15 protein-coding genes and 1 tRNA gene are annotated in these 20506 nt (G+C 55.0%); 9 read left to right on the forward strand and 7 right to left on the reverse strand.

Going from position 1 to position 20506, the window contains the following annotated elements; translation table 11 throughout:
- Positions 1 to 74: 74 nt before the first annotated feature.
- From yacG to CKW22_RS08140, 4 genes are read right to left on the reverse strand one after another with little or no spacing between them, the layout of a single operon-like run.
- Positions 75 to 275, reverse strand: a complete 201-nt coding sequence (gene yacG, locus CKW22_RS08125) for a DNA gyrase inhibitor YacG (protein WP_047582821.1) — start codon at positions 273 to 275, stop codon at positions 75 to 77.
- Positions 272 to 895, reverse strand: coding sequence for a dephospho-CoA kinase (gene coaE, locus CKW22_RS08130; RefSeq protein ID WP_047582819.1), 624 nt, complete (start codon positions 893 to 895; stop codon positions 272 to 274). Before coaE ends, yacG begins: the two co-directional genes overlap by 4 nt.
- The gene (locus tag CKW22_RS08135; protein WP_095063985.1) at positions 895 to 1761 is read right to left on the reverse strand and encodes an A24 family peptidase; all 867 of its coding nucleotides are present in this window, start codon (positions 1759 to 1761) and stop codon (positions 895 to 897) included. The genes coaE and CKW22_RS08135 overlap by 1 nt, the downstream gene beginning before the upstream one ends.
- 2 nt (positions 1762 to 1763) lie before the next feature.
- A complete protein-coding gene (locus CKW22_RS08140) occupies positions 1764 to 2969 on the reverse strand; it encodes a type II secretion system F family protein (RefSeq protein ID WP_095063986.1) in 1206 nt (401 codons plus the stop codon).
- A gap of 217 nt (positions 2970 to 3186) precedes the next feature.
- Between CKW22_RS08140 and CKW22_RS08145 the strand changes: the two genes are divergently transcribed.
- The 8 genes from CKW22_RS08145 (at position 3187) to CKW22_RS08185 (ending at position 12043) form a co-directional block, all read left to right on the forward strand.
- Positions 3187 to 3597 (forward strand): pilin, encoded by a 411-nt coding sequence (locus CKW22_RS08145; protein WP_033701422.1) that lies wholly within the window; start codon positions 3187 to 3189, stop codon positions 3595 to 3597.
- A gap of 70 nt (positions 3598 to 3667) precedes the next feature.
- Positions 3668 to 3743: transfer RNA gene (locus tag CKW22_RS08150), tRNA-Thr, on the forward strand.
- 161 nt (positions 3744 to 3904) lie between these two features.
- Positions 3905 to 5200 carry an integrase arm-type DNA-binding domain-containing protein gene (locus CKW22_RS08155; RefSeq protein ID WP_095063987.1) on the forward strand — a complete coding sequence of 432 codons (1296 nt, stop codon included), beginning with the start codon at positions 3905 to 3907 and terminating at the stop codon, positions 5198 to 5200.
- Between the two features lie 289 nt (positions 5201 to 5489).
- Entirely contained in the window at positions 5490 to 6446 is a 957-nt protein-coding gene (locus CKW22_RS08160; RefSeq protein WP_095063988.1) for a hypothetical protein, read from the forward strand.
- A gap of 52 nt (positions 6447 to 6498) precedes the next feature.
- Positions 6499 to 6762 carry an AlpA family transcriptional regulator gene (locus tag CKW22_RS08165; RefSeq protein WP_056795289.1) on the forward strand — a complete coding sequence of 88 codons (264 nt, stop codon included), beginning with the start codon at positions 6499 to 6501 and terminating at the stop codon, positions 6760 to 6762.
- Positions 6759 to 7352, forward strand: a complete 594-nt coding sequence (locus tag CKW22_RS08170) for a hypothetical protein (protein ID WP_095063989.1) — start codon at positions 6759 to 6761, stop codon at positions 7350 to 7352. Before CKW22_RS08165 ends, CKW22_RS08170 begins: the two co-directional genes overlap by 4 nt.
- 841 nt (positions 7353 to 8193) lie before the next feature.
- Positions 8194 to 11076 (forward strand): DUF927 domain-containing protein, encoded by a 2883-nt coding sequence (locus tag CKW22_RS08180; protein WP_095063991.1) that lies wholly within the window; start codon positions 8194 to 8196, stop codon positions 11074 to 11076.
- Positions 11077 to 11164: 88 nt separating this feature from the next.
- Positions 11165 to 12043 carry a chromosome segregation protein SMC gene (locus CKW22_RS08185; RefSeq protein WP_095063992.1) on the forward strand — a complete coding sequence of 293 codons (879 nt, stop codon included), beginning with the start codon at positions 11165 to 11167 and terminating at the stop codon, positions 12041 to 12043.
- A 685-nt stretch (positions 12044 to 12728) separates the two neighbouring features.
- Here the strand turns inward: CKW22_RS08185 and CKW22_RS08195 are convergent.
- From CKW22_RS08195 to CKW22_RS27455, 3 genes are all read right to left on the reverse strand, one after another.
- Positions 12729 to 13931: a hypothetical protein gene (locus tag CKW22_RS08195; RefSeq protein ID WP_095063994.1), complete on the reverse strand. Its 1203-nt coding sequence runs from the start codon at positions 13929 to 13931 to the stop codon at positions 12729 to 12731.
- Between the two features lie 130 nt (positions 13932 to 14061).
- Positions 14062 to 17511, reverse strand: a complete 3450-nt coding sequence (locus tag CKW22_RS08200) for an SIR2 family protein (RefSeq protein WP_256577288.1) — start codon at positions 17509 to 17511, stop codon at positions 14062 to 14064.
- A 161-nt stretch (positions 17512 to 17672) separates the two neighbouring features.
- Positions 17673 to 17810, reverse strand: a complete 138-nt coding sequence (locus CKW22_RS27455) for a hypothetical protein (RefSeq protein ID WP_160015169.1) — start codon at positions 17808 to 17810, stop codon at positions 17673 to 17675.
- Positions 17811 to 19197: 1387 nt separating this feature from the next.
- Between CKW22_RS27455 and CKW22_RS08205 the strand changes: the two genes are divergently transcribed.
- Positions 19198 to 19899, forward strand: coding sequence for a hypothetical protein (locus CKW22_RS08205; protein ID WP_095063996.1), 702 nt, complete (start codon positions 19198 to 19200; stop codon positions 19897 to 19899).
- Positions 19900 to 20506: the final 607 nt, after the last annotated feature.

Consider the following 20506-nt stretch of genomic DNA (forward strand, 5'->3'; position numbering starts at 1 on the left):
GGGGCCGCTGCGCAGCCCTTTCGCGACGCAAGGCCGCTCCTACAGAGGCCAATTCAGATGGCCAATACAGAGGCTTAGTGCCGCGGCTCCAGGTCCCCCGAATACAGCTCATCCTCGGACTCTTCCGACCCCGCGATCTTATGTTCTTCCGCCGCCCAGGCCCCCAGGTCGATCAGCTTGCAGCGATCAGAGCAAAACGGCCGGCACGTGCTTTTCTCGTTCCATTCCACAGGTGCGCCACAGGTAGGGCAGTCGACGGTCAATGGCTGGCTCATGGCTGGCCTCCTCGTAAAGTCAGGTAAAAATGATGCAGACGGTCGATCTGCTCGTGCAACGCGGCAAGGTCGCGGTCATTGACCACCACATCGTCGGCATGGCGCAGCCGCTCTTCACGGGCCAGCTGCGCATTGAGAATGGCCTGCACCTGCTCCGGGCTGGTGTTGTCCCGCTGCAGCGTACGTTCCACCTGCAACGCCTGCGGCGCATCGATCACCAGCACGCGCTGGGTCTTGCGATACTGGCCAGACTCGATCAGCAAGGGTGACACATACACGGCATAAGGCGATTCGGCCTTGGCCAGGTAGCTGAAAATCTCCTGCCCGATCAGCGGGTGCAGCAACGCCTCCAGCCACTGGCGCTGCGCCGGGTCGGCGAAAATCAGCTGGCGCAAGGCCGCGCGGTCGAGTTGGCCATCGTCCAGCAGCACGCCAGGGCCGAAGCGCTCGACAATGCTGGCCAGCGCCGGTCGCCCAGGCTCGACCACCCAGCGCGCCGCCTGGTCGGCATCGACCAGGTGCACGCCAAGCTCGACGAAGCGCTCGGCGGCGGCACTCTTGCCGCTGCCGATTCCGCCGGTCAGGCCCAGAATCCAAGGGGTGAAAGCTGCAGTGGTCATCAGAATCCAAGCAGTTGCATGTAAGAGGCGTATATTTCATCACCCCAGAGCACGGCAATCCACCCCGCAATTGCCAGATAGGGCCCAAATGGCATGGCCGTACCCATGGAATGCTTGCGCACCCGCAGCAGGTACACCCCAACCAGCGCCCCAAGCACCGACGACAGCAACAAGGTCAGCGGCAGCACCTGCCAGCCACCCCAGGCGCCGAGCAGCGCCAACAGCTTGAAGTCGCCATAGCCCATGCCTTCCTTGCCGGTAACCAGCTTGAACAGCCAGTACACCGTCCACAGGCTGAGGTACCCGACCACCGCGCCGCATACGGCATCGGGCAAGGGCACCCATACCCCGAAGTAATTGACGATCAGCCCAAGCCACAGCCCCGGCAGCACGATGGCATCGGGCAGCAGTTGTTGGTCATGGTCGATCAAACTCAGGGCCAGCAAGCTCCAGGTCAGCGGCAGCAGCACCAGTGCCTCGACGCTGGCCCCGTAGCGCCAGGCCACCACCATCGACAGCAGCGCACAACCCACCTCGACCAACGGGTAACGCACGCTGATGCGCTGTTTGCAGGCCGAACAGCGCCCGCGCAACGCCAGGTAGCTGAGCACCGGGACGTTTTCCCACGCCCGTATCCGGTGCCCGCACTGCGTGCACTGCGAGGCCGGCAGGCACAGGTCGAAACGCTCGTGCTCGGTCACCGGCAGCCCCAGCACTTCGTGTGCCTCACGCTGCCATTGGCGCTCCAGCATGATCGGCAGGCGGTACACCACAACGTTGAGAAAACTGCCCACCAACAGGCCGAGCACGGTCGCCAGGGTGATGAAGTAAGCCGGCTCCATCGCCAGGAAGGTCCATAAAGTCATGTTCAGATCAAGCTACCCAGCTGGAAGATCGGCAGGTACATCGCCACCACCAGGCCGCCAACCAGCAGGCCCAGGACCAGCACGATGGCCGGCTCCAGCAGGCTGGTCAACTGGTCCAGCGCCTGGCTGACCTGTTCCTCGTAGTGGCTGGCGGCTTTTTCCAGCATCTGGTCCAGCGTGCCACTGGACTCACCGATGGCCACCAGCTGCACCAACAAGGGCGGGAACAGCGACTCTGCCGCCATCGCCTGGTTCAGCCCCTGCCCATTGGCCATGCCTTGGCGCAAGCGCTGGATCGCCTGTTGATGCAGCTCGCCACCACTGGCCTTGGCCACCGTACCCAAGGCATCCAGCAGCGGCACCCCAGCGGCATAAGACGTTGCCAGGCTGCGCGCAAAACGCGCCAGCGCCGCCTGCCCCAGCAGCTTGCCGAACACCGGTAGGCCCAGCACCCGCTGAGTTATCCACAAGCGCGCCGGCCTGTGCTTGCGGTAAAGCTCACGCCCAGCCACAGCCAACAGCACCGCACTTACCAGCAACACCGGTGCATGACGCCCCAGCCCTGTGGACAAGTCGATCACCCACTGGGTAAAGGCCGGCAGTGCCGCATCAAACCCCGCGAACAGGCTCTGAAACTGCGGGATCACCTCCAGTAACAAAACCGCCGAAACGCCCAACCCGGTCAGCAACAACAGCAGCGGGTAGATCATCGCCTTGCGCAACTTCTTGTGCAGGGCCAAGCGCTGTTCCAGCATGCCCGCCAACTGCTCCAGCTGCCGGTCGAGCGTGCCGGACTGCTCACCCACCCGCACCAGGTTGCAGTACAACGTATCGAACCACCCCGGGTGGCGCTGCAACGCATCCGCCAGCCCCAGCCCCGATGCCACATCCTGTTTCAATCGAGCCAGCAACGCCTCCTGCGCCGCATCACAGCCACTGCGCCCCATCACCTCGAACGCCTGCAGCAGCGGCACCCCGGCTTTCAGCAAAGTCGCCAGCTGCCGGCTGAAACCCGCCGGGTCGGTTTTCTCCCGCCGCTTCGGCCAACGCCACGCCCGCCCAGCAGGCCGCAAACGCGCCACCAGAATGCCCTGGCGCAGCAACCCGGCGCGCACATAAGCCGGGCTGCGCCCAGCCATTTGCCCACTGACGGCCAGGCCATCAGCGTTGGTGCCCTGCCAGGCGTAAAGACGTATCGAAGGGTTCATGCAAAGGTCCTTTTTTGCCCGCACGACAAGCCTCGAAACAGCTTGCCGTGTCCATGAGAGGGCGTGCTTCCCTGATGCTCACTAGAGTAGTTCAGCGAAGATGACGCCCAGGCGGGCAGGGGTGACAAAAGGTGTCTGTTCAGGCCTACTGCGCCGCTGCCAGCCTGGGGCCGAGAGTGACCCCAATGTGTATGCGTATCAAACAAGGAAAACGTTCATGAAAGGGCAACGCGGTATCACCCTGATCGAACTGATGATCGTTGTCGCGATCATCGGCATTCTGGCGACCATCGCCATACCGATGTACACCAACCACCAGTCCCGCACCAAGGCCGCAGCCGGGTTGCTGGAGATTTCAGCGCTGAAGACAGCCATGGACCTGCGCTTGAATGAAGGCAAGGATGTGGCGGATGTAGGCGCGCTGGGTGGGCAACCGGCGACAGCGCATTGCGCGATTACCGCCAGCGGCAACGCAGCTGCCGGCACCGGGAGCATTGTGTGCACACTGGTGGATGCACCGGCCACCGTGGTTGGCAAAGCCCTGACCCTGACCCGCTCGGCTACTGGGTGGGGCTGCACCACCAACATCGAGGAAGACCTCGCGCCGAGTGGTTGCAAAGGGGCTTGAGGGTAGGGCAATAAACGAGGGGAAACAGGGGTTTGCGTAACGGGTGCGGCAGTGGTACGTTGCGCTACACGCCGGTGTAGCTCAGTCGGTAGAGCAGCGCACTCGTAACGCGAAGGTCGCAGGTTCGATTCCTGTCTCCGGCACCAGAGACCAGTTTCCAGAAGTCTATGACTGTCTACGAAACACCCAGCAAAGCCCGCCTAGTGCGGGCTTTGTTGTTTCTGTCTGTCTCGTTTTGTCTCTGGGCATCTACGTGATTTAGGGATATGGTTAGGGATATCTCGGTTCGACAAGGAAACGTATCCCTATGGCGCGCACAGTGGTGCCTCTCACCGATCCTAAATGTGATGCGGCCAAGCCTCGGGAGAAGGATTACAAGCTGTTCGATGGTAAAGGCCTCTACCTGCTGGTGAAGCCGTCAGGGGTCAAGACTTGGCGTATGAAGTACACCAAACCTGATGGCCGTGATGGTTTAGCTACGTTTGGCAACTATCCGGCGCTCGGCTTGAAAGCGGCCAGGGAGCGACGCGCTCAGGCGCTTGAGCTACTGGCTGCTGGGAAAGACCCCATCGAGCAGGCGCGCTTGGACAAACAGGAAGCGGCTAACGCTCGGGCGAATACATTCCGTTTGATTGCTCAGGAATGGCACGCGGCCTGCGCTCGTAAGTGGACACCTGGTCATGCCTCCACCGTGTGGCGACGCATTGAATCCCACCTGTTGCCCACTCTCGGTGATCGTCCGGTCGCGGAGCTCAAAACACGGGATCTACTAGTTCCGCTGAAAGCGGCGGAAAAGCGGGATACCTTGGATACGGCTGCACGCCTGCGCCAGTACATGACGGGCATCCTCCGTATGGCGGTGCAGCATGGCCATCTGGATTTCAACCCTGCCATCGATCTGCAAGGCGCCACGGCTACCCGCAAAACAGCGCACCGGCCTGCTTTGCCATTCGAGCGCTTACCTGAGCTTCTCCACCGGATAGATGCCGACAGCGGGCGCGGCTTGACCAAGCTCGCGGTGCAGCTGACCTTGCTGGTGTTTATCCGCTCCAGTGAGCTCCGATTCGCTCGCTGGGGAGAGATCGACATGGGGAGGTTGATGTGGGAAATCCCTGGTGAGCGAGCGCCTATCGAGGGCGTAAAGAACTCCCATCGCGGCTCGAAGATGAGTACACCACACTTGGTTCCGCTCAGTCGCCAGTCAGTTGGTGTCTTGGAACGAATCCGCGAGCTCACCGGCCGATTCGACTTGGTATTTGCAGGTGATCACCATCACTGGAAACCCATGAGCGAAAACACCGTCAACAAGGCCCTTCGACGCATGGGGTATGACACGAAGTCAGAGGTTTGCGGCCACGGTTTCAGGACAATGGCTTGTTCAGCACTAGTTGAGTCGGGGTTGTGGAGTAAAGACGCCGTCGAACGACAGATGAGTCATCAGGAGCGAAACACGGTGCGCGCAGCGTATATCCACAAAGCAGAACACATTCAGGAGCGAAGGCTCATGGTGCAGTGGTGGGCAGATTATTTGGACGCCAATCGAGTGGAAGCGATCACTCCGTACGACTTTGCCCACCGAGATGCTGTAGCGAGCGACATTTGAGACTTCAAGAAACGCATGAGGCATCGAGAGCCCGCGATGCGTTACGGTCGTCAATGCTCGTGGATCGTAGCCGCCAATTGGGGTGTTTCATGTGTAACCCGTGTTTCGAGGCTGGTGGAACCGTTGAAAATCCTAGCCTTCGGACTGGTAACACATCGCTGGCCCACGCAGACAAGCAGGTGTATCAGCGCAATATGGTGTTTCGCACTACTGTTGCCTGTCGTCCCTGTCGGCATCTTAGCGATCATCTGTGGCGCAGGCTCATTTTTCGATCAAGGGGGCGTGGGGTGTGATCTGGTCCCAAAATGAGGTGGAGCAATTCACGTTCGAGCTTGCGAATACTGACATCAGTAGCCTGCTCGATGAGATCCAGGTGATGGAGGATGCTGTAGCGGAAGCTGCACTTTTCCCTGAATTTCGTGAGCACTTTCGCCATGCATTCGATGTGATAAACGAGGCAGCGTCATATTGGCTCGAGGAAGGCCTGGGGTATTCCAGTCAAGCAAGGCGGGTAATCCATGAGACGTTCAGGCAGCGAGATCATATTTACGAGCGATTGTGCTATGCCCAGTCGCTTTCGCTGCCGGATGTAGTGCGTGAGGTGCTAGGTCAAGTTAAAGCTATTCCTAGCTCTCGAATGGCGGCCAGCTACGCCTTCGCGCAAGCGCTGGACGCTATTCAGATGCTGGCTGATTGGCTGGTGAATGTTGAGCTCAATGTGTACGACATCAACCCTGACTTAGCCGAATACCTAAGGCTGAATGATCCCGAGTTTTTCCAAACCATGGTTGACCGCCAACGTCGTACCCAACCGGGCAGGGAAGCTGAGGTGAGAGAGAGCTTTGCCCAGTGGGTGGCTGAATCGGAAAAGGTTTTGATGCTTGCTGACCTTCATCGCCAGTCTGAAGTCGCGTTGAGCTCTGGGACACTTCAGCCAGGTAGTTTTTTCCCGACGATGATCGACAAAATCTACACCGTGAAAAACTCCGAGAGGGCTCGCTTGGCTGGCAAGGGGAACAGTCGGCTAGGTACCGCTACTCAAGATGGAAAGGCGAAGAAACGGGAGCTCACCCGCGCCGCCGTTGAGCGCATCAAGAAGGCCCATCCTAAAATTGAGCCTAAGGCGCTGCTGTCCATGCTTGTCGGTTTAGAGGGACTCGGGACGCGGGACACGATTAGGGAAAATCTCAGAGTGCTGGGAGAGTACGGTCCTAGGAAAAAAAGAAAAACGAGCGGACCGTGTTGATTCGTTTTTGAGTTTTTAGTCTGTGCCTGTCTCTGTAGATATAGGCACGACTATGACCACTTTCTCCGCAGCAACCTCCCTCCATTCTAAGCGCGACCCACAGACCACTCTGATACGCATCACTGAGGTGATGGCCATCGTAGGGTTGGCCCGTCCCACGATCTACAAGCTGATGCAGCAGGCCGAGAGTGGCTTCCCGCTGCCAGTGAAGCTGAGCAACAGCACCGCCCGAGGCGCCCCCGTAGCCTGGGTTCTTTCCGAGGTTCAAGCATGGACGCGTAGCCGCATTCAGGCTCGTGATCGGGTGGCAGCATGAGCGTGCGCCGCTATCACTTCACTGGCCCATTCCATGATCCATATGGTGCAGCGTTCTGCCTCTACAAACCTGGGGACATCAATTGGCGGCACCGAATCATTGCTGGCGTGAGTTGGAACGGCCAATCCCAAGAGGCGTTCTTTTTCAACCCTGATGGCCTAGCCATTCCGCTCCGCGCTAATCCTTGGGAGATGCCCGCCTTCCTGCGAAAGCATGAGGTGCGTCGCGAGTTCTCCACCATTCACGGTGATGGGCCCTTCGCGATGGATAAACAGCGCCGCTCGTGCCTCACATCGTGCCAGCTGGCCGAATGGGTTACCTACTGGTTCACCGATGAGAGCTATCCCTATTCGAACGATCCCGAGGTTTGGGACGTTTGGGTAGCGAATGACCTGGTGCAAGAGCAAGTCACCAGCGAACAAAGCCATGCGCTCGGACGAGACCAGACAGATCTGGATTCCTTCGTGGCTGAATGCGTTGCAAAACGTGGAGAGTGGCTCACTGAAGAGTACCGCCGCCGTTGCAAGGAAGACGCAAGGATCTTTGCCTGGCTGAAAGGCGAAGCGATCCCACAGACATCGGGCAACTGACAGCACCGGCCTCACTGCTCAAACGAAAACGCCCCCGGCTGCAACCGGAGGCGTTAGAGGTAATTCGTATGCCCCCTCAAACTATGTCGTCGTGCGTGTTCGCGCAAGCCCCGCGTATTGCTCTTATCAAATCGAGCCGCTATGCTGCGTCCGTCGCTGCAAATTCAGTGACCGGGTTTGGCGACCCGAGAAACAATAGGCGCACAGGCGCCCCCATATCGATTGCTGGCGCTTTTTTTGTGCCCGCATGTCTGCGTTATGGCGGCTGTGCGTGGGAGACCTTCGGGTCTGCCGGGTTCCTATTGTCCCGGTTCGCCAACCCGCGTACAGCTGCCACCCTTAATCGTTTGGCGACGATTCGTGGCAGCTCCTCAACAATAGGAGCTTCACATGCACGCCCTCAATCCGTCCAAAGTTCGCGCCGCCGCCCACCGGGCAATGGCTCTCGCCGCTCTACACGCAAACTCCAGCCTTGCCACTCGCCTCGCACGCTACAACCGACATATGAGCATTGCTCGCTCCCTGGAAACCGTCGGGGGGGCGCAATGAAATTATCTGCATCCAAGGGGCTTGAGGGGCGTCTCCCCGAAGACCTTCTATCCGTATGCGCCACCAACGCTGCCGGTGTGCCAATTGATGCCATCACTGCGGCTTGTTCCCGCGTCGACGCCGTTTTGCACTTGCTCATGGCACAGTTCAATTCCGGTCCGGATGTTGAGAGGTTGTCTGACTCAGTAATAGCGAATGTTATTTGGGACGTCCAAGGGACAGTGGGACTGATTCGGTCGCTGGCTTTGCACGGCGATAAGTCCACGTACCAGCTGGTGCATGGAGCGGGCAAATGAGCAAGCGCCCCAGCTTTTCCGAAGTCAAACACGCCTCCCTCAAGTCAATCGACCAAGTCCTTTCTAACTGGTTGCCAGGCGGTAAACGGGTAGACGGCGGTAAGGAGTACACCGCACCGAACCCCACTCGGAATGACAAGCACGCCGGTTCTTTGAAAATCAGCCTGACCAAGGGGACATGGGCTGACTTTGCCACGGGCGACAAAGGCGGCGATTTGATCGACCTAGTGCGCTATCTCGAAAGCTGCTCCGATGTTGATGCATGCCAGAAGCTCATCGAGTTTCTACGTATTGATCCCCGTACGGCTATGTCGGCTCAGTCGGCGAAAAAGCCCGCCGCTGCTGAATGGCAGGCGGTATTACCGATCCCCGCTGAGGCGATGACCAAATGCCCAAGCAAGCACCGACAGCATGGGGTTCCGTCGAAAGTTTGGTGTTACCGCAACAGCCAAGGCGAGCCCTTGATGGTTCTCTATCGCTTCGACGTCGCCGGTAATCCAGAAGAGCCCGCCAAGAAGGTATTTGCACCGCTCACGTGGTGCACGCGTGGCGCGCAGGGACCGGCTCAATGGCGCTGGCAGGGGCTGGCTGAGCCACGCCCACTGTTACGCCTGGACGAGCTGGATAAGAAGCCAGACGCGCCAGTAATTCTGTGCGAGGGCGAGAAGGCCGCTGATGCAGCGCAGGTGCTTCTACCCAGTCACGTGGCCACCTGCTGGCCAAACGGCTCCAACTCTTGGCACAAGGCGGACTTCACCCCCTTGCAGGGCCGTGCGGTGCTCTTGTGGCCCGATAACGATGACAGCGGCACCAAGTGCATGAAGGCAATAGCCACCAAACTGGCGGAAATTGGTTGTGCAGTTCAAACCATCGAGCTAGCAGTGTTCAAGCGCAAGCCTGTGCTCAACGGCGAAACACCGAGCTTCACCAAAGGTGGACGATGGGGTGACGGTGATGACGCCGCCGATGCACTGGAGGAAGGGTGGACTGCTGCGCATTTCGCATTGCTTGCTGGAACCGGGGAGCTGTTCGGCGCTTCGAACCAGAGCACTCCATCGGTTGTCGAGGTGGTCAATGCGAAGCCAAGCAAAGCGGAGAAAGGGAAGGCTCGCGCCAGTCGGGATCTACTCCCGATTGGGTTCCGCCTGACAGATGAAGGCGTGTTTTACGCCACCGAAGATGGTGAGGCCCGCCCCGTATGTTCGCCTCTTGAAATTCTCGCGCGTACCCGCGACGAGAAGGGCCACAACTGGGGTCTGCTTGTCGAGTTCGACGACCCTGACGGTGAAAAGAAACGTTGGAACATCCCGGCGCGCACTATGACCGGCGATTTCGGTAAAGACGTCTTGGGGCCACTGGTCGACATGGGGCTGCGCCTGGCCGGCTCTAGGTCAGGGAGGCATGCGCGTAACGACCTGCAGAGCTACCTGCAGGGTTTTGATAGCTCGCAGCGCGCACGACTGGTTACCCGTTTGGGCTGGCACAACAATGCATTCCTTCTGCCTGATCGTCAGGTTGGCCAGCACGGCGAGCACCTGCATTTCTATGACGCTGGAGCCCAGCTCCCACCAATCAACGAGGCGGGCACCCTAGAGCAGTGGCAGAGCCAGATCGGCGCCCTTTGTGTCGGTAATCACCGCTTGGCGTTTGTGGTCAGCACGGCTTTTGCCGGCCCCTTGCTTCATCTGCTGGGGCACGAGTCCGGCGGTTTTCACCTTTACGGTGACAGTTCCGGCGGGAAGACCACGCACTTGCAGGTGGCCGCTTCAGTATATGGCGGACCACGATTGGTACGGTCTTGGAGGTCGACCGATAACGCCCTGGAGTCAATCGCTGCTGCGCACTCTGATGGACTTCTGATCCTGGATGAAATCGGCATGTGCGACGCTCGCATTATCGGCGAAACCGTCTACATGCTCGGTAACGGCACCGGCAAAGCTCGGGCGAATGATCGAGGACAAGCAGGCCGTACCGTACAGGAATGGCGCCTGCTGTTTCTTTCGACCGGTGAGAAGACGCTGGCGCAGCACATGGCCGAAGCCAACAAAGAGCTCAAGGCTGGCATGGAGGTTCGCATGCTGGCGGTACCGGCGAACGCCACCAAGGGGCTGGGGATGTTCGACACCCTGTGCGGATTTGAGGATGCCGCATCGCTTTCAGATGCGCTCAAACTGCGGGTGAGTAAGTTTTACGGTACGCCGCTCACTGCATTCCTAGAGGCCCTGTGCGCTCCCGGCAAGCTTCCCGGTCTGGTGAGCATCATGCGTCGTACTGTCGAGCAGTTCATCGCACAGAACCTCCCAGCATCAGCAAGTGGGCAGGTCCAGCGTGCTGCTCTGCGCTTCGGCTTGGCCGGCGCAGCGGGCGAGCTCGCCACTGCTTTGGGCGTGACCGGCTGGCCGGACGGCGCTGCGCTTACGGCAGCTCGCGTTTGTCTGCACGCCTGGCTGGCGGAGCGCGGCGGTGCTGGGAACATGGAGGGGGAAGCCATTATGGCGCGCCTACGCCAAATCATTGAGCGCTTCGGTGAGAGCCGATTCACACGGTGGGAGTCCATCGCCGCGAAGATCGATGAGCACGGCCCTCGCACGATCGACCGTTTGGGCTTCCGCAAAACCATGGAGCACGGCATGGGCGACACCATGCACACGACCATCACCTACTACGTGCTTCCGGAGGCGTGGCGTTCTGAGGTGTTCCGTGGAATGAACATAACGGCCGTCAACCGCGAGCTGATAGAGCGAGGCGTTCTACAGAGCGGTAAGGACGGAAAGGCTTCGTGCACTGTGAGATTGCCAGGCATGGGGATGCAGCGCTGTTATGTGGTGCTCAGTGAGCCGAGTACCGAGGCTCCGCTGGCTGAGGCTGAGGCTGCTTAATAGTAGCCCTCGCATATGAGGCTTACGCCGGCGTGTCCGGCCTCGCCAGCCGTTCAATTGATACCTCAATTTTATGGATGACAAATGAATGAAAAGTCTTGAACAACTGAACACAGAACGCTGCCAACACCAAGCAGAACTCCACGAGCTCAAAGAGCAAATCGCTCAGTGGGAAGGGCTTCTGAGTGACCCGGATTTCGCGGTAACTTCCGCCGGCGATGAACTACAAATTCGCCTGCGAGAGGCAAACTCCAAAGTCGACACCATTGAATTCAAAATTACCCTCATCGATCAGGACATTGCATGGTACGACCGAAAAGCAAACAGCTCCGAGCTGATGGCAGGATACAAAGAAACTATGGAAAGCTGGTCAGCCGACAAAGTTGATCTGGAAGGGAAGCGGCAAGCCCTCTACACGCGGTTGGCAGAAATTAAGAGCCAGTCCGAAAAGATAATTGCTGATGCCCGCCAGTCCGAGGAGCAGGCTGCGCGCGCCTACGCCCAGGCAGTTGCATGGGGCGACGTTGAGGGTGAGAAGAAAGCAGCCGATGACACACAAAAGGCGGCGAAGACGTTGAACTCAGCGATGGAGCAACAACGTCGACAAGCCTTGATTCTCACTGCGATGGAGCAAGAAATCGAGACCATTGATACGCACATCGAGGAGGCAGTTCAGAGTATTCTTAAAGCGGAGCGCTCAGCAGTTCTGTTGGTTAAAGAGCGCCTTGAGGAACAGTGGGATGTATCGGCGAAGCAACTTTTGGACGTAGGGGCACAGCTGTATGCAGCGAAATGCTACATGGGGCACGAGCAGATGGCATTCCTGGGCTTCAAAGTGGGTAGCCAGACAGAAGGATTTACGTCTTGGGACGCTCAAGACATTGCGAAGCTGAGCAGAAGCTTTTCTCCTTCGCAGATCATCGACATGCAGATCATAGGGGGCACGCAAGTCGATAACGCGTCTTGATAAGGTGCCGAGCGTATAACGGCAATAGATGAGAATACGCTCGGCATCCACCTATTTCCCCAGTGGAAGCGAATGGAGTTGCCTATATGAAAGCAAAAGAAAAGAAAGAAAAGACATTGAATGAAACCCTCCGGGACCGGAGGCTCCATTTGATAGAGATCAATAATCTAACTATTGGAAATTACAAGACCTTTTCCGAGGTTCAGCTGTTATCAATTGAGCTGAACAAGGCCATGATCAAATGCGTTGAAATTCAACTTGAGAGACGATCTTGAACCCATGGTTCGCTCAGTGCATAGGATGAGCAGTAACGGAGTTTAGGTGATTTTTACTATATTTTGTGTCAGAATCAACTATCTTGCTTTATCATTAAAATCCATAGAGCGGGCTGCCGGACTGGTTTGTTTATACTGGCGACCCCTCAGGTTTAGCGGCTATTCTTTACAACGGCTCTATGAAAATTAAGATAGTGGGTGCGCACTGGTACGCAGTAAGCTTAGGTAGACAGTGCTTCATGATCGGCCCCTAAAATTCACATCTTTTATTATTAACTAAGGTGATCACGGAGCAAAATGCAGAGTACACTTATTGAGATCCCTAAGCCGATCTTTATTTAACCAAATCTGTACGCGGTTTAAGCTGGAAGCCATTAGGCTTCCAGTCAGATCAGAATGCTTAATGATGGTTACTCTTTGTTCTTAAACTTCGTCTTGAGCATGACGCCTCGCTTTACTCCTTCCGCATGCGACGCCCCTAAAACCTCAAAGAACAACGTCGAATCAACATAGCAGGAATAAGTATGGAGATCCATATAGCTTAAAACTGAGCAGGGAGTGCCGGTAGATCTGTGAGGTTCAATTAATTTCTCCATATAAGTCATCCTATCTTCATCAAATAATTCCTTAACTATCGCTAGGCCGACGAATTCCCGATCAAGAAGATCAATTTCGATGGGGGAGTCTTTTCGCTTGAACTTTAAAATCCTATTGTTTTTTGCATGGGTTATAGCGCCAGTCAACTGTCGGATGGCCTTATCAAGATGGCTTAAGGTTTTTTTCTTTTTGCGTTCAATCGATGTTGAGAGCGAAGCCTCTGTATTAGGGCTGTCTTTTGCCTGAATAATAAGCACGTGTTTTTCAGTGATAACTAATATGTCGCAAAATTCTTCACCATTATCCAGTTTAATGGGGTTTAGAAATATGTCATCGTCACAGAATATTTTTTCCAGTAAAAGAAAAATATCCAGCTCTTGTTGGTCGCCTGGCTCTTTGCGTACTAGCGTATAATGCTGCGGCTTCAGCTCGCTAGACGGTGAAGAAACAAGTTTTGTCGTATCAATAAAGCAACTAAACTCCGGGTAAATGGCAGAAACAAAATCAATGGAAAATGTATTGTATTCATTATTGTTTTTTGCAGTTTGGTAGCAGGTACTTATGAGGTCTTCGAAATCTGATTCGACATTCGATTGGCGGGGGCGTAGTATTAGTGTTTTTTCTACCTCTCGAAACCGTTCAATGCCCTCAGTTTTTGCTACGAAACCAAAAAATTCGCGGTCATGTTCGTCAAATCCATAGACTTGAAACTCATCTTGCCCCAGTAACTCTATTAACTCTCTAGACTGAGGTAGGTCATAAAGAGTATTGGTCAGGATAAGTGGCTCGCTTGGGATATCGTAAATAAGTGTAAGAAGAGCATGGGCTCGGACACCATTTGACTCATATTCCACAAAAGAAACTTTAAATCCTTTGCGCAGTTTCATGGTTAGTAATATTTCTTTGCTAATTTTTATAATTAAAATTAATTTGCCAGTATCAGCCCTGATTGTTAAAAGCCCAATATTGTGCATCCTAAGGACTGTTTTTAGTTCGCTATTGTGAATGGAAAGCATAGATCTCCTTAATAATATATGTTAAGTGCGAATTTAGGCGGTGAGGGTAAGTGCAAGTGCCGTCCCTCACGTACGACGCCATCCGCCAAAAATAGTCATTCAAAAAATCTTTGATAGCGAGTGCGGTCGTTTACTCATGGCGACCAGCTTGCTGGTATAGCCATTGCAGTCGGCGGTCCAGCTCGATTAATGGATCTGATTCAATCATCCGCTCAAGAATATTGGGCATCCCGTAGAGACTGCTAGTGGTACCCGGACCGAAGAGCCGCCATAGCAGTGTTAGGGTTTCGCGAGGAAACTGCTCGGGCGAACTGGACTGTTCGATAGCATAGAGGTCTCCATTCCCCTCCAACAGAGTGAGGTAGGGGAGCAGCTGTTTTAATGCCTCGGGAAACGCCTCAGCTGACTTCAACGCTAATCTGGAGAAATGTCGCGTCAACCCTTTTTCGCGCAAGGCACGCTCACGCGGCCAAACCTGAGCAAGCAGTGGACCTATGCTGCTACGCCATGCCATTGCCGGCCCACCTTCGATCTGGTCGATCCATTGTAAGAGGATACTAGCTACGCCCTCCCGCAAGGCAGGGGAACCACTCTGAAGCGCTGATGCAGTATCTGAGAGCGAAATTCCCCAAACATGGGCATTTTTTTCCTGGCGAATGATCGATAGAGCTGGAGCCACAATTTTAGCCGCTGCGGTGGACGCAACTCGCCCTCGATTGTCAACTTCGATTACACCGCGCAATATATGCTTGGCGAATGCCTGCGATGCAACGAGCGATAGGCGCGATTGGTTGACTAAAATGGCACGTAGTGCAACTCCATCAGCGCTAGTATCACCCAGTGCTGTATCAAGAATCTCGCCCACCTTCTGCCCTTCTATTGTTAGAACAAAGCCGGCTGCATTGACTAAAATTGCGCGCGCGAACGCTCCCTGTCGGCCCTCAGCGCCAGCGGCCTGTTTAATAGCATCCAGTAAGTTTTTACTAATCGGTTCATTTGCTTGCCGGCTCCGCTCTATATCGATTAGCGCAGCTTCAGTTAACCGCCCCCCTGAAGAGTTGATTGCATTTTCATAGATCTTTCGGCTATCGCCTAACGGTAAATTCTCATGAGCAATAGCACTTGCAAAAAGTCGTGGCCACCATGCGGCAATCTTGGGTGCCGCTTGCCGTGGAGAACTTGAGTAAAGTTCTGATAATCGGCCTATGATGAGACCGAGAAAGGACTCAGTCGCGGGCTCAAGCATTGAAAAAATATTGATGACAAGCCCCCTGGTGGTCGAGTCGAGTTCATCCTTCCGAAACGATAAAGATCCAATGAGAGCACTCCAAAGTGGCGCGTTTGAAGCATCTAGCGATGAGCCCTTCAGGGTGTCGAAGGCGCCGCTAGGATCAGTGCGGCAATAGGCGCTCCAACCTTGTCGCTTCTCAATATTAGGGCTGTGGATTGTTGCACGTGCGACTTCAAGGCGCTCGTCGTCAGCCGCCTCGGTGATCGGCAGAGAATCGCCCATCGATATTCGGACGCCGGTAGAGTAAGACATGAAAAAGTCACTATCCTCCACTTCGCGATCAAGATAATCGCGGCGGACTTTAATGGCTGCTAGTTCATTGATACCTCCATCAGACAAAACGCCGGCGGTACGGAGCATGTTGAGTCTTAGCCACACTTCGGCATCACGCGCATGACTGCGCCAATCTACTTGTCCTTTTTCGAGGGCGTAACTTTCGTAGTAAGTGACCCCCTCATTCAGAATCCGCAGCTCAATCAGTGCTACCAGCGCCGGATCTGCATCGGCTGCACGGTCCCGCAATACCAACGCAAGCTCGCGACGGATACTCCAAAATACATTGATCGGTAGTTTGTCTAATCCAGAAATAGCCTCGTCCGCTGAAAAGAGCATAGTATTACGCAGAGCGTGCAACCAAAGCCGGACCCCAAGAATTCTTGGCATATGACGCCATGTTTCTGACAGTAAACGGCCTTCACGTCTATTCGTTTTGGCGATAGCGGGAAGTAGCTGCGCAAGAAGCTGAACTAGAAAAATAACTCCATCATGATGTTCGTTTTGCGCGTGTGGCTCGATCGAGGGTACAGAGAAGTCATTGATATAGGCGTCTTCGCCGCCGCCATCGATATCGAGAGAAGTTCCGAAGACCTCTTGAAGCCTCGCCGTTGCCAGCGCCATAATGACTCCCGGTTGTGAAACGGCGCTAAGTGCGTCGACGAGCCCCGGAGCCCCATCTATGTCATAAACCACCCAGCTCGGCCGAATTAAGTCGCATAACTGCTTGGGAGAACTGAACTCGCATTCGCTATCAAGTTCATAGTGATTGGCTTTTACTCTGAGGACCGGCGTAAGTAGTCCCACGGCCATATGGAGGTCTGCGTGCAGCACGACTGGGCCACGAAGCCTATTCTGGGAGGCGTACGATTGACGCCCCAAATTAAAGTCACAACGCGGCTGGCTGATTGTAAGCAAGCGCCAAGCACGAACCCATAAATCCGGTAAGTCTTTGGTATGGGAAACCCTGCTAGCAATAACGTCAGCAAACGGCTGGCCTAACCGCTCCAACCATGTGATGGCTAACTGGAACCGGTACACTGACTCAAAGTCGCGGGCAAGCCAACAACCAACAATCCAAGCAGCATCTTGATCGCTCCAGAGCTTTCGGTCGACAAAAAAATCGAACCAAGTTGCATCAGAAATCGTTGTAATTGCGACTGGCCAGAGGTCATGGTGGCCGCTGAGTAGCCACAATATTCGATCTAGTTCGGCCGGATCAACCGCAGCAACGGATTTAGCGAGAGTCGCTTCCGTCCACCTTCGGCGGGTAGTTCGGGGGCGCTCAACAACATCGGCGAGATGATCAAGATCGCGCCAAAGTGCACTGTGATTTTTTCTACCGGTCGCAGTATCGGTTACGCGTTCATACACAATCGGTTCGACAGCAAGTGCTCCCCATCGTAGGTCCGCCTCCTCCCGTGCATCGACCGCATCTAACGCATAGACTGGACGTAAGTCAGGGAATCGCTGTCTATCGGCTTCCAGAACGTTCAGAAAATAACGCACTGGCGCATCGCTGGCACTGTAGCCGACCAACACAATAGTCTTGCAGCGGCAAAGGTCGAATAAAAAACGAGACGCCCAGCCTGAGCGCATGTAGGCGTCGCCATAGTCTGCACTTGTCACTACAAGGGGCGTCTCTTCCAGTTCGATACATTCGTCAGCTACACGGCCGTGGAGATGGATGATCCCGGCGAAGTCAGCACTCCCTGGGGAGGGTAAATCCTGCCCTGCAAAGCTGAGAGCTCTTACCTGCTTAGCACCATCGACGTCAAGAAGTGCCTTCTCAAGCATCGTGTCGAAATTGGTCGTTACGATAACGGGCTGATTATTTAGGTTGCGAGATAGCCTTAAAATAGTGCGATGATTACTGAGGTCGGGCTGTGTCAGAGGTTGCAGCAATTCAACTACCGTCCTGATCATATCGACCGGATCCACAATCCGCCGACTGAGTGACCCCAAAACCTCTTCGAATCGACCCTCCTCAAACGACTTCTGCTCGGATCCACTCATTTTCAGATTGAGCCGGCCGAAACATCGCTCGACCAAGTCTTTGAAACCAGGGAGCTGCGGCGCACTCACGCCCGCACCGCACAGAAAAACTACTTCACCGGTATGCAAAGCTTCGACTAGTTGCTCTGGGAATGCCGGGCCCTCTTCAGAAAACCGGAGACTCATAACAAGCGCGCTCTGGCGATGCGTGATATCCCATCTTCGATTTCGTCAGAAGTGTTTAGATCCCATTTGAAAATCTGCCGGATGGCCTGTTTCGTACTTGACAGCACAAGACTGGAATTGATGATGAGTGGCATGACAAATCCTTTGCTTATATGGATACCAATGATGATCTCTTTGAAGGTGTGATTTGGCAATCGAAAGATGATCAGTTGGTAGCTAACACCTTGCGGTATCCGCTTTTGGCCGATCTCTGCCACTCACGCTAGGCAGCTCAGAGACGATGTGTCTATCGATGTGCACACCCCAGATGAAGATTTGATCAACTCTGTCAGTAGGTCCCACGAGGACGGCAGCTAAAGGCTCTCAGGCGATGTCCATTCACAGCCCGGTATTTGATTCTGCGATCTGACGCAGCCACTCAGTTTCCTCGATGGGACAACCAGATGCCAGCGCCTCGTAGTACAGCCTGAACTTGTCTACCACGTCTGCGGGCACGGGTAATCGGGATGGCATTTCCCACATCCCTTAGTGACAGCGCCTCCATAAATTGCCGGCTGTAGCTTGCATACTTTGACAAGATGAAAATCAATGACAGCCTGGTAAAGCGAATCAGCCAATGAGTGTAAACGCTTACCTTTATGCACCGGCAAGTCAGCGGCATCCGCTGCATTGGCCTTCAGAAGGCTTCAAGCGCTTGCCGAATCAGTGGCTCGCCAGCCTCGACCATTCCAATGAATGATCCCACTACCGAGGTGCTCGGATCCGGTGATGACGGATAATAGAGATGATAGGGCCGAGCAATGCGCGGATTGAGGACATGTCTCGGGCACTATCGACCCATTGGTACAACCCCCTTCCCGTACGTAAGCATCGCACAGCACCCAGGGCGGTTGCGCAACACCGTTACACGTCACACTGAACTGTTACACATAAATAATGGAAACCCTAAAATAAATAATATTCATGCAAATCAACGGTTTAACCATCAAGAAACACTTGCTACACCTGAAACCTAATCCAAACTCGACTAGGTTTCGAGCCCCCGCCCAGCCTTTAGTAACACCTACAGCGAGAAACGGCTCTGGAAGCTTGGTGCCAGGCACTGCTCCCGCTTTGACCGGGGGGACCCTGAGAAGAACGCTGAGATACGGGGCAGGAAACCCGCGCTTCTTCGTTAGCGGCTGACATCTGAGCTTAGTTAACTGGTGAACTGGTGAACTGACCGGCCCTATGCAGCTTTAAGGAGGGCTCACAAAAAATCGAGGACCCGTCCCGTGCCTGGGGCAAGTATTTTTGTCAGACAGCAAATTCCGTAAGCTATGGGCTCAAAGGCTGGGATGGATCGCTCCCGTCTTCGCAGTGATCTGGTACCTTTGCAGAAGGCCGAGCCAACAGGGCTTACCTGCGTACACCGCGATGCCAGCCTTTAGGCTGAAGCAGGTCGCTAGCTCAGCGGGCGTTAGCCTCTGACTTCGCCTGCGTCTAATTGATCTGTATCCCTTTCTGATGAGAATTTCTCGCATGACTGCATGGAATTTGGCCGAGCTGAGAAGCCTGGTAGAAGCGAAATTTGGGCGGCAGCAAAAAGAGGTCCTAGCCCCTTCGCTCAACTCAGTCCTCCAGCGAGGTGCTTTCGCCAAGTATCACTACCTAGAGGCTAAGCGTTTGCTCGATGAGGCTACTGCAGCCCATACCGATCCGAGCGCAATGATGATGCTGGTCCTGGGGGCGGATGACGCGAGCGAGGCGTTCAGCGAGGCCCGCTTTCAATCACAGGCGCATATCACCGCCTGTGTGCAGAGTATGCACGCCACTGCGGATATTCTTGCTCATACGGTGTACTACGCATTGGGTATGAATCTGGATCCCGCAACCGAGCTCAAGCTGCGGAATATCGACATGGTGAACGTGATGAAGAAAGTCACTGTTGCCCCGGTTCTGCAGGCATTGACCTCTCTCACTGATCATGATGGCTTTCGTTACATATCCGCTCTCAATAATCATTCAAAGCACCGAAGCATTGTCGAGGCCTCCTATTCGGTTGATTTCACAGAAGCAGGTATGCCCAACGGCCTGAAATTTGCCGGGTTTGAGCACGGCGGGCAGGCGTACGATGCTCGTTGGGTTAAACCAACGCTTGATCCTGAGTATGCCAGGCAGTCAAGCCTGATCATTGACGCCGGACGGGCCCTTAACACTCACCTAGCAAGCCTGCCGTCCTGAGATCGCTTAGGAGGCTTGCGGCGATAGTGGATTCTTCTTTAGGGATATGTTTAGGGATACATCGTTGAGGTGAAGATATGGATAGTCAGCATTTTCTGGCTAAATCGGCTGCTATTCGATTCCTGTCTCCGCACCACATTCAGATTGGCCAATGGCGATTTTTCGCTTGTTGGCCCTGCTAAAAAGCCCGCCTTGTGCGGGTTTTTTTGTGGCTGTTTTTACGCTGTTGATCTGCGTGCTTTTGACTTGAGAGGGCGCGGTTTTCCACTTAGCGTTACAGACTTTTCTAGATAGTGGGTATCTGTTGATTCGGTTTGGACCAATGTTTACGGGGGGGAAGCCGATTTTTTTCTAGATAACGTTTTTCCCGTTTAGAGATAATTTCGAGATGACCCAGTTTTCTCACTACGACCTGCTGCTGAGTTATTCCGCAGACTGAGGTTGGAGGGAAACACCCCACTCCAAGTGTCCTAGCTGGGAGCAGTGTTGTACGAATTGGCAATGGCGGAGTAGAGCGTCTCGACCACTGTGGTTGAGGTCAAACGTCTTTTGTTCTGTAGGCCAGCGGCGAAGGCTGTGATAATGGAAGGCAATGACAAAGGCCATG

Source organism: Pseudomonas sp. Irchel s3f19, assembly GCF_900187555.1.
Taxonomy (GTDB): Bacteria; Pseudomonadota; Gammaproteobacteria; order Pseudomonadales; family Pseudomonadaceae; genus Aquipseudomonas; species Aquipseudomonas capeferrum.